This is a genomic window from Dyadobacter endophyticus (assembly GCF_014641595.1).
In the GTDB taxonomy this organism is placed as follows: Bacteria; Bacteroidota; Bacteroidia; order Cytophagales; family Spirosomataceae; genus Dyadobacter; species Dyadobacter endophyticus.
Genome location: NZ_BMIA01000003.1, coordinates 1,029,932 through 1,045,968, shown reverse-complemented (window position 1 = coordinate 1,045,968; position 16,037 = coordinate 1,029,932). Strand labels below are relative to the sequence as shown.

10 protein-coding genes are annotated in these 16,037 nt (G+C 50.9%); 4 read left to right on the top strand and 6 right to left on the bottom strand.

Annotated elements, in window-relative coordinates; all coding sequences use genetic code 11:
- Positions 1-14: 14 nt before the first annotated feature.
- Positions 15-3,152: a SusC/RagA family TonB-linked outer membrane protein gene (locus IEY24_RS24150; protein WP_188936970.1), complete on the bottom strand. Its 3,138-nt coding sequence runs from the start codon at positions 3,150-3,152 to the stop codon at positions 15-17.
- A gap of 373 nt (positions 3,153-3,525) precedes the next feature.
- Here IEY24_RS24150 and thrA point away from each other — a divergent pair, with 373 nt between their 5' ends.
- From thrA to IEY24_RS24130, 4 genes are all read left to right on the top strand, one after another.
- Positions 3,526-5,982, top strand: coding sequence for a bifunctional aspartate kinase/homoserine dehydrogenase I (gene thrA / locus IEY24_RS24145; protein WP_188936963.1), 2,457 nt, complete (start codon positions 3,526-3,528; stop codon positions 5,980-5,982).
- 16 nt (positions 5,983-5,998) lie between these two features.
- Positions 5,999-6,931, top strand: a complete 933-nt coding sequence (locus tag IEY24_RS24140) for a homoserine kinase (RefSeq protein WP_188936961.1) — start codon at positions 5,999-6,001, stop codon at positions 6,929-6,931.
- Positions 6,932-7,040: 109 nt separating this feature from the next.
- A complete protein-coding gene (locus tag IEY24_RS24135) occupies positions 7,041-7,367 on the top strand; it encodes a HesB/IscA family protein (RefSeq protein WP_188936959.1) in 327 nt (108 codons plus the stop codon).
- A gap of 133 nt (positions 7,368-7,500) precedes the next feature.
- Entirely contained in the window at positions 7,501-8,400 is a 900-nt protein-coding gene (locus IEY24_RS24130) for a nucleotidyltransferase family protein (RefSeq protein ID WP_188936957.1), read from the top strand.
- A gap of 121 nt (positions 8,401-8,521) precedes the next feature.
- Here the strand turns inward: IEY24_RS24130 and IEY24_RS24125 are convergent, their stop codons facing one another.
- The 5 genes from IEY24_RS24125 to modA form a co-directional block, all read right to left on the bottom strand.
- Entirely contained in the window at positions 8,522-12,592 is a 4,071-nt protein-coding gene (locus IEY24_RS24125) for an FG-GAP-like repeat-containing protein (protein WP_188936953.1), read from the bottom strand.
- A 199-nt stretch (positions 12,593-12,791) separates the two neighbouring features.
- Positions 12,792-13,469: an SGNH/GDSL hydrolase family protein gene (locus IEY24_RS24120; protein WP_188936947.1), complete on the bottom strand. Its 678-nt coding sequence runs from the start codon at positions 13,467-13,469 to the stop codon at positions 12,792-12,794.
- Positions 13,470-13,612: 143 nt separating this feature from the next.
- Positions 13,613-14,503, bottom strand: a complete 891-nt coding sequence (locus tag IEY24_RS24115) for a sulfate/molybdate ABC transporter ATP-binding protein (RefSeq protein WP_229222972.1) — start codon at positions 14,501-14,503, stop codon at positions 13,613-13,615.
- Positions 14,484-15,164 (bottom strand): molybdate ABC transporter permease subunit, encoded by a 681-nt coding sequence (modB, locus tag IEY24_RS24110; RefSeq protein WP_188936946.1) that lies wholly within the window; start codon positions 15,162-15,164, stop codon positions 14,484-14,486. Before modB ends, IEY24_RS24115 begins: the two co-directional genes overlap by 20 nt.
- Entirely contained in the window at positions 15,151-15,903 is a 753-nt protein-coding gene (gene modA / locus IEY24_RS24105) for a molybdate ABC transporter substrate-binding protein (RefSeq protein ID WP_188936941.1), read from the bottom strand. The genes modB and modA overlap by 14 nt, the downstream gene beginning before the upstream one ends.
- Positions 15,904-16,037 lie beyond the last annotated feature (134 nt).

Here is a 16,037-nt window from a genome sequence, read left to right as displayed (position 1 = left end):
CTCGAAAAATTATCCTATAAGTTGAAACTGATATTAAAGCCCATGGTCTTGGTGGTCGGGATTTGCCCGTTTTCGATCCCTTGCAGGTTACCGTCGTTGTAATAGCTGGTTTCAGGATCAATATGCGGCAGATTGCTCTTCAACAGTGCCAGGTTGCGTCCAACAATGGAAATAGCGATGTCGCGGAACGGCAGCTTGTTGAACACCTTTCCGGAAATCATATAGGTAAGCTTTACCTCCCGTAGCTTGATATAGCTCGCATCGAAAATGGTGTTTTCGTTGTTGGTCAGCAGGTAGTATTTGTGATGGTATTCTTCCGATGAAATGCGCTTCTCGTTAGGCACATATTCGGGAGCGGCCGAGGTTCCGATATTTACCACACCTTGTCCGACCACACCATCCTCGCGCCCGAAAGTGGTTTCTTTCAGGACGCCGGTATACCTGCCGATATTGATAGACTGCGAGAAAATGTCCCCGCCCTGTTTCATATCGATGAGCGTGCTGAGCGAAAAGCCTTTGTAGGTAAATGTGTTGGAAATGCCGCCAATCCAATTCGGCGTAAAGCTGCCGAGCACACGGCTTACAGGGTCGATCATCGGATACCCCTGGCTGTCGTACACAATCTGGCCGTCCGGCGCGCGCAGGAAGCCTTTACCAAAGAATGTGCCGTAAGGCTGTCCCACGCGGGCTTCAACCGACAATCCTCTGAAACTGTTGCTTGATGTCGCCTGGGTCAATGAATTATAGCTGGTGTTCAGCTGGTAAGTAGTGAGCCCTCCGTCCAGCGCAACCACCTTGTTGTTGTTCTTCGCCCAGTTTAAACCGATATCCCATGAGAACTTGTCGAGCTTCACAGGCGTTGCAGTCAGCTGGATCTCGATACCCGAGTTTTTGATCTTACCCGCATTCAGCAATTTGGACAAGAACCCGGTTGCGTTGGAAATGTTAACATCCAGGATCTGGTTTTTCGAAACCTTGTTGTAGTAGGTAACATCGAGGCCTACACGGTTGTGCCAAAGCCTGATATCCGCACCAATCTCGTAGGAAGATGTGATTTCAGGTTTCAAATTCGCATTCAGCATCGCATTGTTCTCCGACAGGCTTGGTGTGCTTCCCCACGCGTTTTCATATTTGTAGGTACTTACCAGACGATAAGGGTCAGTGTCATTTCCAACCTGGGCTACACCGGCGCGTATTTTTGCAAAAGATAAAACCGACGACTTAATGTCGAATATGTCTGTCACGATCGCGCTCACCGCCGCGGAAGGGTAGAAATAAGAGCGGTTATTGGACGGCAGTGTGCTCGACCAGTCGTTTCTTGCAGTCAGATCGAGGAAAAGGTAGTTGCGGAAGCCAAGGTTGGCAGCTGCGTAAAGACTGTTGACCGTCTTTTTGATGTAGCTGTTTTCGCCGACCAGTTTCTGGCGGGAGTTTCCGAAGTTGTAAACCCGCGGGATCGCCAATTCAGTGGCACCCATATAGTTGCGTTGCGCATAGTTTGTCCGGTGGTTTCCACCAATATTCGCGGTAATGTCGAAATCTCCGAACTTGTGGGTCGCATTGAGCAGGAAGTCGGAGTTAGATTCCCGAACGAAGATTTGTTCTTCATTATAAGCGTCGTAAAGCGCCGAGGTTCCAATGATAGCCTGGCGTGCGGCACTTTTGGTCTTGCGTCGGTCTTCATAGAAATCTGTACCTGTCCGGGCGGTCAATGACAGCCAGTCGGCGAACTTGTACGTTGCCGAAAAATTGCCGTAAAGCCGGTCTTTTTCGTTCGCGCGGGTGCTCTCGTTGAGCAGGTAATAGGGGTTTGTCCAGTAATTGTCGTTCCAGTTGTACTGATAAATGCTACCCGGCTTTTTGTAGGCTTTCAGCTTGTCCATATCCACCTGGCGACCAAACCATATGAAATAGAGGCCGAAGTTGTTACGGTTGTCTGAGCCGTCTTTGATGTAGTTTCCCGTTGCCCGGATGCTCAGTTTGCTGGTGAGGTTCCAGCCGGCATTCAGTGAAACTGTTCGTCGTTTATAGTTGGTATTTGGCAAAATACCCGTTTGGTCCAGGTTGGTGAATGCAAGCCGGAAATCGGCCTTGTCGTTGGAGCCCGTCACCGCCACGCTGTTGGTAAGCGTTCTGCCGGTTTCAAAAAACTTGTCCACATTGTCGGGATGCGCGATCCAGGGTGTGGGAGTCCGGGTACCGTCGGCGGCGATCGGCGAATCGAATTGTGCGATAAGGCGGCCATCCAATCTGGGTCCCCAGCTTTCGTCCACCCCGTCGCCCTTACCACCGCCTTTGCCATCCACATAAGTAAATTGCCCTGCGGCTCCCTGACCGTACTCGTTTTGCCATTCAGGCAATCTGAACGGGCTTTCGAAAGCTGTATTTGAGTTGACCGAAACCCCGATCCCCTTCGTGCCCTTACCGCTTTTGGTAGTTACCAAAACCACCCCATTCGCTCCGCGCGAGCCGTAAAGCGCCGCGGCGCTCGGGCCTTTCAATACGTTGATCGACTCCACGTCGTCCGGGTTGATCGACGCTGCCGCATTGCCATAATCGATACCCGTACCCGAGCCAAAGTTACTGTTGTCTACCGGTACGCCGTCCACCACAAACAATGGCTGGTTGTTGCTGCCGATTGAGCTGGCCCCGCGGATGATCATCCGCGACGAGGAGCCCGGTGCGCCATTGGAATTGGTAATTTGTACACCGGCAAGCCGCCCTGAAAGCGAGTTGACGAGGTTTGTCTCGCGTGCCTGCGTGAGCGTTTTGCCGCTCACTTCCTGCACCGCATAGCCCAATGCCTTCTTCTCACGGGCGATGCCGAGTGCCGTTACGACGATTTCATTGAACTGCGTCGCGTCATTTTCGAGCATAATGTCGAAGACGGTTTTCGAGCCCACGGGGATTTCCAGTGTTTTGTATCCGATAAACGAAACCACGAGGGTTGCATTGGCCGGCGAGGTGAGGGTGAAATCGCCGTTGGCGTCCGTGGTGCTGCCACGGCTAGTGCCCTTGATGAGGATGCTGGCTCCGGGAAGGTACCCGTCGGCCGATTGCACTTTGCCTTTGATAGCCAGGTCCTGCGCAAAACCTGCCCCGGTAAGGAATAGCAGGAGAAGCAGGAAGCCTAATGTAAAGACTTTCTTCATGATTGATTAAGTAATGGAGTGAAACAGTTAGGTATTCTTATTAAAACAGAAGAATCTTCTATTTTTAATTAATTTCAAAAAATATATGATCGAGAAAAAATGTTTTAATGAAATATTCCACGATAAAAATGATTTTGTTTAAAATTTTATATTAAAAATCAGCATGTTTATATGGAGTAACATTGGGCGGCAAGTTGCTGAGTGTGAGTGCGGCGGGGATCGGTGGTTTTTATTGCCCTGCGAAATCCAGGACGGTCCCTGCATTTAGGGCTATTATTGAAAGTAAGCGGCGTTTGAATTGCTATATTTGCATTCTGTTCAAAATGAGCGGTCCTGTGCCGTTCACATTCGCATATTTCGAATATAGCTTTAAATGAAGGTTCTTAAATTTGGCGGCACCTCTGTCGGTTCGGTCGACAGCATCAAAACGGTAATCAGTATCCTCGAAGAAAATCTGTCAAAAGGCGAACGCATCGCGGTCGTTTTCTCTGCCATGGGCGGGGTCACGAACAGATTGATCGAAATCGGGAAAATGGCGGCCGCCGGCAATACGGAATATGTCGAATTTTTGAAGGGCGTTGAGGAGCGGCATTTTGCGGTAGTGCGGGGCCTGATTCCCGTAAAAAACCAGAGCAGCACATTTGCGGCTGTGCGCGGCCTTTTCAATGAGCTGGAAGATATTCTGCGCGGCGTTTCCTGGATCAGGGAACTGTCAGAACGTACCCTCGACTTCATTATGAGCTTCGGTGAGCGGCTTTCTACGCTCGTAATCACTGAAATTCTCAAAAGCAAAGGCGTAGCTGCGGAATTTTGCGATGCACGCCAGGTTATCCGCACCAATGCTGCTTATGGCATGGGCGATGTCAATTTTGAAATAACTAACCATCTTATATTAGAGCATTTCGCGAAAAGCACGGCACTGCAATGCATTACCGGCTTTATCGCGTCCACTGCCGAAGGCGTAACGACGACGCTCGGACGCGGCGGCTCTGACTACACGGCCTCCATCGTCGGCGCGGCACTCGAAGCCGATTCGATCGAGATCTGGACGGACGTCGACGGTATGATGACCGCCGATCCGCGCAAGGTCGCGAATGCATTCACGATCCCGTCCATTTCCTATGCGGAAGCGATGGAATTGTCGCATTTCGGTGCGAAGGTGATTTACCCGCCAAGTTTGCAGCCGGCATTTGCAAAGAACATTACATTAAAAGTCCTCAATACATTCAATACGGGTTTCGAAGGAACTTATGTTCAGAAATCGGCTAACGGTAAGGAATATGTGATCACAGGGATTTCGTCGATCGACGAGATCGCGCTGGTGAATATCCAGGGTAGCGGGATGATCGGCGTGGCCGGTATTTCCGGGCGCCTTTTCACGGCCCTTTCCAACAATGCCATCAGCGTGATCCTGATTTCGCAGGCTTCTTCGGAGCATTCGATCTGTTTCTCGATCGACCCGAAAAACGCCCAGAAAGCGATTGATGTCCTGGAAAAGGAATTCGCTACCGAAATCGGTCTTGGCCATATTGATGGCATTTCGGTAGAAAAAAACCTTTCGATCGTCGCCATCGTGGGCGAGGGAATGAAAAAGAATACCGGTATTTCAGGCAAGTTGTTTTCGGCTTTGGGTAAGAACGGTATTAATGTGGTGGCCACTGCGCAAGGGTCTTCCGAGCTGAATATCTCGGTGGTTATCTCAAAAAGCGACCTTTCCAAAGCACTGAACGCGATTCATGGGGTGTTCTTCCAATCGGAAACGCGCTCGTTGAACCTGTTTATCGTCGGGGTAGGGCTTATTGGCAGTACGCTGATCGAGCAAATCCGTAATCAGACAAAGTTCTTGCGTGACGAAAAGCTGCTGAACCTGAATATCGCCGGTTTATCCAATACTAAAAAAATGCTCCTGGACCCGGACGGCATCAAACCTGAAAACTGGCGCGACCGTGTGATGGACGAGGGCGTGAAGACGAGCCTGCCTGCATTCGTGCAGCGCATGATCGAGCTCAACCTGCCGAACAGCGTTTTTGTGGATTGTACTTCGGATAAGGACATTGTGCAATACTATCACATGCTCCTGGATGCGAGTATCAGCGTGGTAACACCTAATAAAGTCGCGAACTCCGGCAGCTATTCGGAATACATTGCATTGCAGCGCACCGCATTGCAGCGCGGGGTGAAGTTTTTGTATGAAACCAACGTAGGCGCAGGCTTACCTATCATCAACACGATTCAGGGGTTGATGGCGAGCGGCGACAAGTTTTTGAAAATAGAAGCAATCCTTTCGGGAACGCTATCCTATATATTCAACAATTTCGGAGGCGACAACCGTTTTGTGGACATCGTGAAAGAAGCCAAAGCGAAAGGATTCACCGAACCTGACCCGCGCGACGACTTAAGCGGAGCCGACGTAGGTAGGAAAATCCTCATTCTTTCTCGGGAAGTAGGTGTGCCGTTGGAGCCGGAGGAAGTGAAAATCTCACAAATCCTGCCTGGGAACTGCCTGAACGCGCCGACAGTGGATGCTTTTTTTGGTGAGCTGGAAATTTCAAACGCCTATTTCGCCGATATGCAGGCAGCAGCCGAGGCCAGAGGAGAGAAACTACGTTACATCGCAGCGCTCGAAAACGGCAAAGCGACCATCGAGCTCAAAACTGTGGACGCCTCGCATCCGTTTTACACGCTCTCGGGCAGCGACAACATCGTGTCCTTCACCACCGAACGTTACAAAGACCGTCCGCTCGTGATCAAAGGACCAGGCGCCGGCGCGGAAGTGACCGCTTCGGGCGTGTTCGCGGATATCATGAGTATCAGTAGCTATTTGGGATAGAAAACAACCATTTACAGTGAATTCAGTAAAAGCTTTTGCGCCGGCGACAGTCGCTAATGTGTCGTGTGGGTTTGATATTTTCGGGTTTGCCATTCAGGAGCCGGGGGATACGGTTGAGTTGATCAGGCGTGACGAACCGGGCGTTGTCATAACGGAAATTACGGGCGACGGAGGGCGGTTGCCACGCCAGGCGGAAAAGAATTCAGTGACGGTGGTCATGCTGGCTTTGCTGAAACACCTGGGCATCAGCGACCTGGGCTGCGAAGTGGTATTGCGTAAAAATATGCCTTTGGGTAGTGGAATGGGGTCCAGCGCGGCAAGTGCGGTGGCTGGTGTGGTGGCGATGAACGAATTGCTGGGTAATCCGCTGAGTCGCGGTGAGCTTTTGCCGTTTGCTATGGAAGGTGAGCGTATTGCTTCCGGTTCGGCGCATGCGGATAATGTGGGGCCTTCATTGCTGGGAGGCTTTGTCGTGATCCGAAGCTATAATCCGCTGGATATATTTACGATCCCGGTGCCCGACGATCTTTATTGCACCCTCGTGCATCCTGATATCGAGATCAATACCAAGGACGCCCGTTTCATTTTGCGAAACGAAGTTTCCCTGAAAAATACAATCGCCCAAATGGGCAATGTGGCCGGTTTGGTAGCAGGCCTTATGAAGGCAGATTACGAACTGATCAGCCGCTCGATGGTGGATGTGATCATCGAACCCGTCCGTTCGATCCTGATTCCTGAATTTAAAGACGTAAAGCAGGCGGCCATTTCCAATGGCGCTTTGGGATGCAGTATTTCTGGCTCCGGGCCATCGATGTTTGCATTGAGCCGGGGCATCGAAAATGCTCAAAACGCCGGGAAAGCGATGCAAGCACGGTTTGCTAGCGCGGGGATTGAGTCGGCGGTGCACGTTTCCGGCATTAACCAGGGTGGGGCGGTCATTTTGGAATGAGCCGCCGTGGAACGGGGAAATGAATGGTTGAATTGCGTTTTTGATCGGAATGTGAACTTTCAGGTTCCAAAAATGCGTTAAAACGTACAGGTAATAAAACATTAGAGAAATGGTTACGGTAAGCGATACAGCCAAAAACAAAATTGTAGAACTCCGCAAGGCTGACGGTTTTGATGAAGATTATCAGATTCGCGTCGGCGTACTTGGCGGCGGTTGTTCGGGTTTGACCTATAATCTGGAATTCAACTCGGATTCAAAGCCGAATGACATGGTTTTTGAAGACAAGGGAGTGAAGATTATCGTTGACAAGAAGAGCCTGCTGTATCTCGCCGGAACGACCCTTGATTTCAGCGACGGACTGAACGGGAAGGGCTTCCAGTTCATCAATCCAAACGCCACACGTACTTGCGGTTGCGGCGAAAGCTTCGCGGTATAGTTAAATTATTAAAATATTTTATTTTGAAAAAACGCGCTCCGAAACCCGGGACGCGTTTTTTTTATCGTTTTGAATGGATTTAATTTGAACCGTCTTTTACACACCACATTAAGGAACGTTTAAATCCATTTGAATGAAACCAACTCTTTTGATTTTGGCTGCCGGCATCGGTAGCAGATACGGAGGTATCAAGCAGCTCGACCAGTTCGGTCCCAACGGAGAAACCATCATCGATTATTCTTTATACGACGCCATTCGCGCAGGTTTTGGAAAAGTAGTATTTATCGTACGCCAGGAGATCAAGGAAAGTGCCGAGGCTATTTTTGCGCCAAAGCTGCAAGGTAAAATCGATTTCGACTTCGCCATTCAGGGCATTCAATCCTATGTTCCGGAAGATTTGGGTGCCGTAGAACGCACCAAGCCCTGGGGCACCGGGCATGCCACGCTCTGCGCCTGGGAACAGACCGATACGCCATTTGCAGTAATCAATGCCGACGACTTTTACGGTCGCGATGCATTCGAAACCATGGCTAATTTTCTTCAAAACGATACCAACGACAAGCAACATGCGATGATCGGCTACGAGCTGAAACGCACGCTATCCGAAAACGGCACCGTTTCCCGCGGCATTTGCGTCGAGCGCGAAGACCATAACCTCGAATCCGTCGTCGAGCGTACCAAAATCTTTGAAGACAACGGCGTCATCTATTTCGAAGAAGGCGAAACCCGCACCGAACTTGCGCCCGAAACACCGGTGTCGATGAACTTCTGGGGCTTTAAACCGTCGATGTTCCCCATTACCAAAGACCTTTTCGACAAATATGCCCGCGAAAATATCAATACCCCCAAAGCCGAATTCTACATCCCGACCGTGATGACCCACATCATCAAAAGCGGCCTCGGCGACTGCCGCGTATTCCGCATCGCTTCCGACTGGTTCGGGGTTACGTATCCGGAAGATAAGCCAACGGTACAGGCTTCGCTGAATGCTTTGCATGCGGCTGGGGTTTATCCCGGCAAGTTGTGGGATTAATTTCCTGGTGATAAGTTCTTCCGAGCGATCAAGGCTCCAAATAAAAAGGCGTTCACGAACCTCGCGAACGCCTTTTGCATTACCCTAAACCTTATTAATACATTGTTCTTTTTCTCCGCATTCAGCGGCGTATCAGGATTTTGCAGGTGGTGCGCGTGCCGTCAGTTTTCATGATGGTCAGAAAATAAGTACCGGCAGTAAGATTCTTCACATTGATGGGCGCATTAAGATTTGCGACATCAATTACCAATTTACCGTCCGGGTTAAGCAATTTAATGCCGCTCACCAGTTCAGGACGTTCATGCCAAATATGAAGAAGATCAGAAGTTGGATTCGGGTAAACGCTAAACCCGTCCGGCTGAGCAACGTCTGTATTTGTCTTTCTCCTGATGGTCGCCGACATATCGCTCAAAGCCTTTTCAGGTAACGGGGAAGTGCTGTTGCCCATCAGATCAGCAGGCAGATAACGCCACGGGCCATAGGTTTGGCCAGTCAATGCCACCACAGGACTATACTTCACCCGCGCCCGCACCTTTGTGGAAATCCCCTGTTTGAGAATCAGATTTTTTAATTCAACACCATTCGATAACAAATGGCTGAACCCTTTTTGAGTACCACCAATAACCGTACTGGTCGTGATTGTATTGTTGGCTCCTTTTGAAAAGCCCTGTCCACTGGCGATGGATTCCCACACGAGTTTTCCCTGGTTGCGGCCCAGGAAAGATTTGGCGAAAAGGCCGATACCAAAGTCGCCTTTACTCTTTTGGGTTTGGTTGAGTATGGTCGTGAGGTCGGAATTGTAAAGCCGGAGGGTGTTCCGTAAACCGGTGCCGTTGTTCCCATAATAGACAAAAGCCGCATCGGCGTCGGTTTGGGCGGAGCTGAAATTGGGTGAGCCAATGAGCATGTCGCTGTACCCATCTGCATTCAAATCCCCGGCGCCGCTTACTGCCCAGCCAAAGAAATCGAATTCGTCATTCAGATTGCCGGTAATGCGTTGCGGGCTGGTTCCGATACCGGTTGGAGTGCCATAAAAAATCATCGTCATTCCCGTAGTTACCGAGGTGTTTTCATCTATAAACCAGGGTTCGCCGACTGCGACATCGCCGTAACCGTCACCGTTCAGATCGCCCACGCCTGCGACGGATTCCCCCATGGCCGCCGCCATTGCGGTTTCGTGAGAATGTAGCTCTGTAACATTCAAAGGCATAATTCCAGAGGGAGAGCCGTAATACAGAAACGCAGCACCGTCTCCGTTATCATAACTGTGTGCTCCGACGATCAGGTCCTGGAAACCGTCCCCGTTAACGTCTCCTGCACCCGAAACGTCCCAGCCGAAATGCGCCTGGTCGTGGATACCCTTAATGAGTTCGGTCGTAAGCGAAGCCAATGTGTTTCCCTGACCATAGCCGATGAATATCGCACCCGCATCATAATCCCCGACGCTGTAAGCACCTATCACAATGTCGTCATGCCCGTCGCCATTCAGGTCACCGGCCGCTGCGACGGAGTTGCCCATCCGGGCGTCTTCGAGGTTGCTTTCGAGGATGCGTTTACCGGCGACATCGGGGCCTGTGGCTGAGCCAGGGAAGATGTAGCAAGCACCTTCTCCGGATTCACCGTTGGAATAATTCATCGCTCCTACAAGGATATCTGAATAGCCATCCCCATCGAGGTCGCCCCCGTGTGCGACGGCACACCCGAACCAGGCGCCGGTGAGATTGCTTTCGAGTTTTACAGGATTTGGGTTAATGCCGGCGGGAGATCCGCTATAAACAAATGCAGCGCCTTCTTCATCTTCGCCATTGTGGTAATGCATGGCACCGACGATAATGTCCCCATAACCATCGCCGTTTACATCGCCCGCGGCCGACACCGAAGCGCCGAAGCCAGCCTCAGCCTGGTCTGCTTCCAGCATCGTGGCAGGGATCTGATTTAAACCATTGGAATTGCCCAAAAAAATAAATGCAGCGCCCTCGTCATTTTGTCCGTTGTCATAACGCGGCGCACCGACTACCACATCATCATAACCATCCCCATTCACATCCCCCGCACCCGAAACGGTATAGCCAAATGCAGATTCCGGCTGACCGGAGAGCAATGCGATGACGTTGACGGTGTCGGGCCCGGTGGCGCTTCCATGCCACACGAGGACTGCACCTTCATCCTTTTGTCCGTGGTCATACAGGTGTGTGCCTGCGATGATATCGCTAAACCCATCGCCATTGATGTCTCCCGCACTCGCGCACGACCAGCCCAGCAATGCATTGGCCTGGTTGCTTTTTAGGATAGATAATGGCTTTTTAGCAAGTCCTGCCGAGGAACCGGCATAAATGGTAACGACGCCTTCGTCGGCCAATCCTTTGCCCTGGTAGCGGCTGCCAATCATCACATCGGCGTATCCGTCGCCATTGGCATCGCCCGCGCAGGCGACCGGGTAGCCGAATTCCTCTTCCATTTGTTTTCCGGCAAATTCTATGGAGGGGGTGGTCGCGACTCCCATCGCCGAGCCGAAATGGATGCTTGCCAACCCCTGATCTTTGAATACCTTGTCGTAATGCGGGGAACCGACAATGATGTCTGAATAACCATCCCCATTGATATCACCCGCACATGCCAGGGCACTGCCCATATGCGCGAACGGCTGATCGCTTTGAATGATTACAGGAAGATTAACCGGCCCGCTGGCTGACCCGAGATATACAAATGCGCCGCCTTCCTCGGTTTGTCCCTGATCGTAAAATGGCGCTCCCACTGCGATGTCGCTGAAACCATCGCCATTTAAATCCCCGGCCCCGGCCACCGCGGATCCCATCATGGCATTGGGCTGATTCATTTCCAGTGTTGTAACCTTGTTGGGTAGGATACCCGATTTGGAACCATAAAAAACGAATACGGCGCCTTCGTTCACTTGTCCCTGGTCGAAATGGTTGGCACCTGCCAGCAAATCGCTGTGACCGTCGGCATTGATATCGCCAGCCAAGGCGATGGATATGCCAAATTTCGCTTCCGGCTGATTACCTTCCAGAATGGCGACAGGGTTGGGTTTGATACCGTTTGCGGAACCGAGATGGACGAAAACTACCCCCTCGTCGTTCTGCCCTTTGTCGTAAGAAGGGGCACCGATGGCAATGTCACCAAATCCGTCGGCATTGATATCGCCTGCATTCGATACCGAGTGACCCATCTCGGCATCCGCCTGGTTGCTCTCAAAAAGATAGGGAACCGGATTGAGTCCGTTGGCCGAACCGTAATAGAGAAAAACCGCGCCTTCGTCAGTCTCGCCATGATCGTAATGCGGTGCGCCTGCGAGAATATCGCTGTAACCGTCCCCATTGACGTCCCCTGCAGAAGAAACCGAGAAGCCCAATAGCGCATTGGCCTGATCTGATTCGAAAAGTGCGTCGGCGTTTCCCGGACCACCATTGACGACAAGCGGATCGATGGTGACCGGGTAAGTGGCATTTGCGACGTCAACGGTGATTTGAATATGTTCGTTATGGGCCGTCAAATGCGCTGTGAGCGGCCTTTGTTCTGCATCCCAGCACCGCAGGTCACGGTAAATAAGGGTTGGTTGAGACGCATCGTATTTTGAGAAGAATAATAATTCACTCTCCCCTTTTGAGATTGCCCGCAGGCCATTGGCTGTGAGTGCCACCTGCAATTGTTGTGCGTCTGTTGGCGCCTGGTGGATGATGAAATTCTGCCTTACGCCAGCCTGATCGTTGATAAACTCCTCTATAAATCCGTCGTGACAAATTTGCAGCCGGTTTTCTCGCGTTTCAACCTGAGCGTCGGGGCCAGGCTTGTGGATTAGACGTCCGTCTGCGAATATGCCCTCGTTTTGTAATGTGAGAGAGAATTGCCGGCCCGAAGAACCGGTGCGGTTTTGAATCGTCAAATGCCCCGGTCGATAGCGGGCCCGAAGGTTATGCCGGCGGTTCGGGCTTTGGAAGGTATGCTTCTCATGATCATAGGAAATGTGGTACTCACCGTCGGCGATGGTTCCCGAAAGGCCGGGTGGAATCCTGTTCGATTCGCTGGGTACATTTCGAGCGGAGGCGGTTGGCTTATTTCCGTGTCGCGATTGGATAGGAGAATAATGCTGAAAATGAATGTAAAGTGTGTAAACGAAAAGGGCAAGAGCGGCCGTCGCGACGGACTGGGAAAGGAGGTTACGGGATTGTTTCATAGGTGAAAATTTAGAATAAGTGAAGTGTGAAACCGGGGCGGACCAGCCCCGATTTCAATTTTGTACTTATCCTACTTTCTTCCCGAAACCAATGATCAGGTGACGTTAGCGGTTATTAAACGGCAAAATAGATGCCTGAAAAAAAGAAAATCCCGGAAACAGATTCCCGGGATCGATTCAAGTATTCGGAATACCAAACTTATTTTTGCTCCAAAGCTTCCAGCATTTTCTCCGCCAAAAACTGGTTGCCGGCCTCGGTCAAATGCACGCGGTCGCTTGTTAGAATGCCTTTTTCCTTGTTTTCCGGGTTGTTTTTAGCCAGGTAATCGAGGAAATGCTTGCGCAGGTCGAGGAGTTGCAGGTTGTTCCGCGTCGCGATTTCGCGGATCAGTTTGGAATACTGGTTCAAATCACCGTCTTGCTGGTTGGAATTGTCATTGCGCTCGCCGATGACCGTCGGCGTGCAGACGATCACGCGGATATTCTGGGCTTTCAATTTTTTGATTAAAGCCTCGTAGAACTTCACATATTTGTCGGGATCGGTACCGGTACCGGAGGATGCTTTGTGCCAAACATCGTTGATACCCACATAAATGAATACCACATCCGGCTTTTTAGCCAAAACATCATCTTCCAGCCTTAAATAGAGGTCGTACACCTTGTTACCGCCGATACCTGCGCCGATGAGTTCATATTGGCCTTCCTGACCTTTGGATTTTAACATTTCACCCACCTTGGTAATGTAGCCGGTAGGGCTCACGCCCGCCTGGGTAATGGAATCGCCGAAGAAAACGACTCGAAGTGGCTTGTCGGCACGCATGGCTAGCAATGGAAGCGCGATAATGGCAATTTGCAGCAGTTTGAAAAATACTTTCATGGTTTAGTGTTAAGTATGGATTTTGGAAAAAGACAGGTTGCTGTGGGAAATACCCTTATGGTTGGGGTTTGACCCTGACGGCCGATCGCCGATTGTATTTCAAATTAAGATCGATCGACGGTATTCAATCTAACAATCGGCGGTCAGTGGTCAATAATTCGAATTTCGGCATTGTTGGCGGTGTAGTTTAATGTGAATGTGACGCCTGGCTGCATGTCGGATTCTAGGTTTGCTGGTATCATAAATCGCCTGATTTTACCGTCGATCCAGGCGTTGACAGCGAGCATTTCGCCCTGGCGTTCGCAGGTTAGGACTTCTCCGTAAACGGACAAGCCTTGCGGCTCGGCGTCGGCCACATAAACCTGGGATGGTGTGCCAAATTGGGTGATTTTGCCCGTTTCCATGATGGCGACCTGATCGGCGAGGCGGAAAATTTCACCTATGTCGTGCGTTACGAGTATGATGGAGAAATTGTGTTGGCGATGCAGTTTCAAAAGCAAATCCTGCAACTGTAAACGCATTTCCGGGTCAAGCGCGGCGAAAGGTTCGTCCATCAGCAAAAGTTCGGGCTTGCGTACGAGCGCACGCGCGAGGGCGACGCGCTGCTGCTGGCCGCCCGAGAGTTGGGCAGGTCTCCGGTCGGCCAGTTGCGAAAGGCCCGTTGCTTCCAGTAAATCGTCGACGATTTCGGCAGATTGATTTTGTGCCAAAGCAAACAGCAGATTTTTATGCACCGTCATGTGCGGGAACAATGCATAATCCTGGAAAACAAAGCCGATATGGCGTTTTTGTGCGGGTAAATGCACGCGCGAGGCCGAATCCAGCCATCGTTCGGCATTGAATGTAATGCGCCCGTTTTCGGGGTGTATAAGCCCGGCGATGAGCCGGAGCAAGGTGGTTTTGCCCGCTCCGGATGGACCTGTTAAGGCCATCATGTGGCCTTTGGCAAGCGAAAAGTCGACTTCCATGGGCAGGATACCATGAGCGGTATGCAAAGTATGCCGGATATGGACGTCAAGCAGGCTGTCGGACACGGAGCAGTCGGTTGTTAATGGAATAAACCAGCAGCAAAATAATGAAAGTGACAGCAAAAAGCACCATGGCGTATTCGTTGGCTGCCGGGTAATTCAATGCCTCCACCTCGTTATAGACGGCCACGGATGCCACCTTGGTTACGCCTGGAATGTTCCCGCCGATCATCAACACCACACCGAACTCTCCCACCGTATGCGCAAATGTGAGTACGAATGCCGTCAGGATCGCCGGTTTGCAATTGGGCAGGAGCACTTGTACAAATGTTTGCCATTCATTTTTCCCAAGCGTGTAGGAAGCTTCCCGCAACGACACCGGCAGCGATTGCAGCCCGGCGCGGATCGGGTAAACCATAAACGGCAGGCTGTACAAAATCGAAGCAATCACAAGTCCGGGAAACGAGAATACCAATCGCAAACCCAGCCATTCTTCAATCCAGGCTCCAAACCAATGCGAGGGGCTGAATGCCAGCAGCAAATAAAAACCGATCACCGACGGCGGCAGCACGAGCGGCATGCCGATCAGCGCCTCCACCACACCACGCCCTTTGAACTTCCCAAAAACCAGCCAGTAGGCGATCGGCAGGGCGATTACGAGCAGCAGAATGGAGGTGATGCCGGCGAGTTTAAAAGTGAGCCAGAGAGGTTGACTATCGATACCCATACTTTTTAAAAATTGCCTTCGCTTTGGCTGAATACAGGAACTGATAAAACTGCTCGCTCGACGCTTTTTTGGGCGAATCTGCGCTATGTTTTAATAGGATAGCCGCTTGTTGAATTGGTTTATAAAGACTTGAATCTACGATGATATAATGCCCCTTGCCTTTCATTTCGGGGGAAAGTACAATGGATAACGCATTAAAACCGGCTTCTGCCGAGCCGGTTGTGATATATTGAGCGGTTTGGGCGATACTTTCACCGTAAACCAGTTTCTTTTCTGTTTGTTCGTAAAGTTTCAAAGCATTCAATGCCTCAACGGCTGCTTGGCCATATGGCGCCGTCTGGGGATTGGGGACGGCTACTTTTCTGACTTTCCCGGTCGCTAATACTTCCGGGTTAAGATCAGTTTCGGGAATGTCTTTGGACCATAATACCAATGTGCCCGTTGCGTAAACTTCCGGCTCCCGGTCGGAGCCGCCGTTTTTGAAGATTTCCTCGGGATACTTCGTGTCGGCCGAAACAAAAACGTCGAATGGCGCGCCTTCGCGGATTTGCGTAGTGAGTTTGCCGGACGATGCCACTACGATCTCGATCTTTTTCCCGGATTCTTTCTCGAATTCCTGCTGGATTTCCTTCATCACATATTGCACATTGGCAGCCGTAGCAACCATGATTTGCTCGGAAGGTTTGGAACAACCGGCCAGAAATACGGTAAAAAGGGCAAGGATACGTAGTTTATTCATATCGCAATTTAGAGAAATTGGATTGAAGATAGGTAAATGGGAGGATGTGCCGCCAGGAAATTGTCGTAAATTGCGCCCCGTTTCGCCGGGCTGTTCCGGACGGACATTTTAACAGCTGATAGCCAATGGCTAAA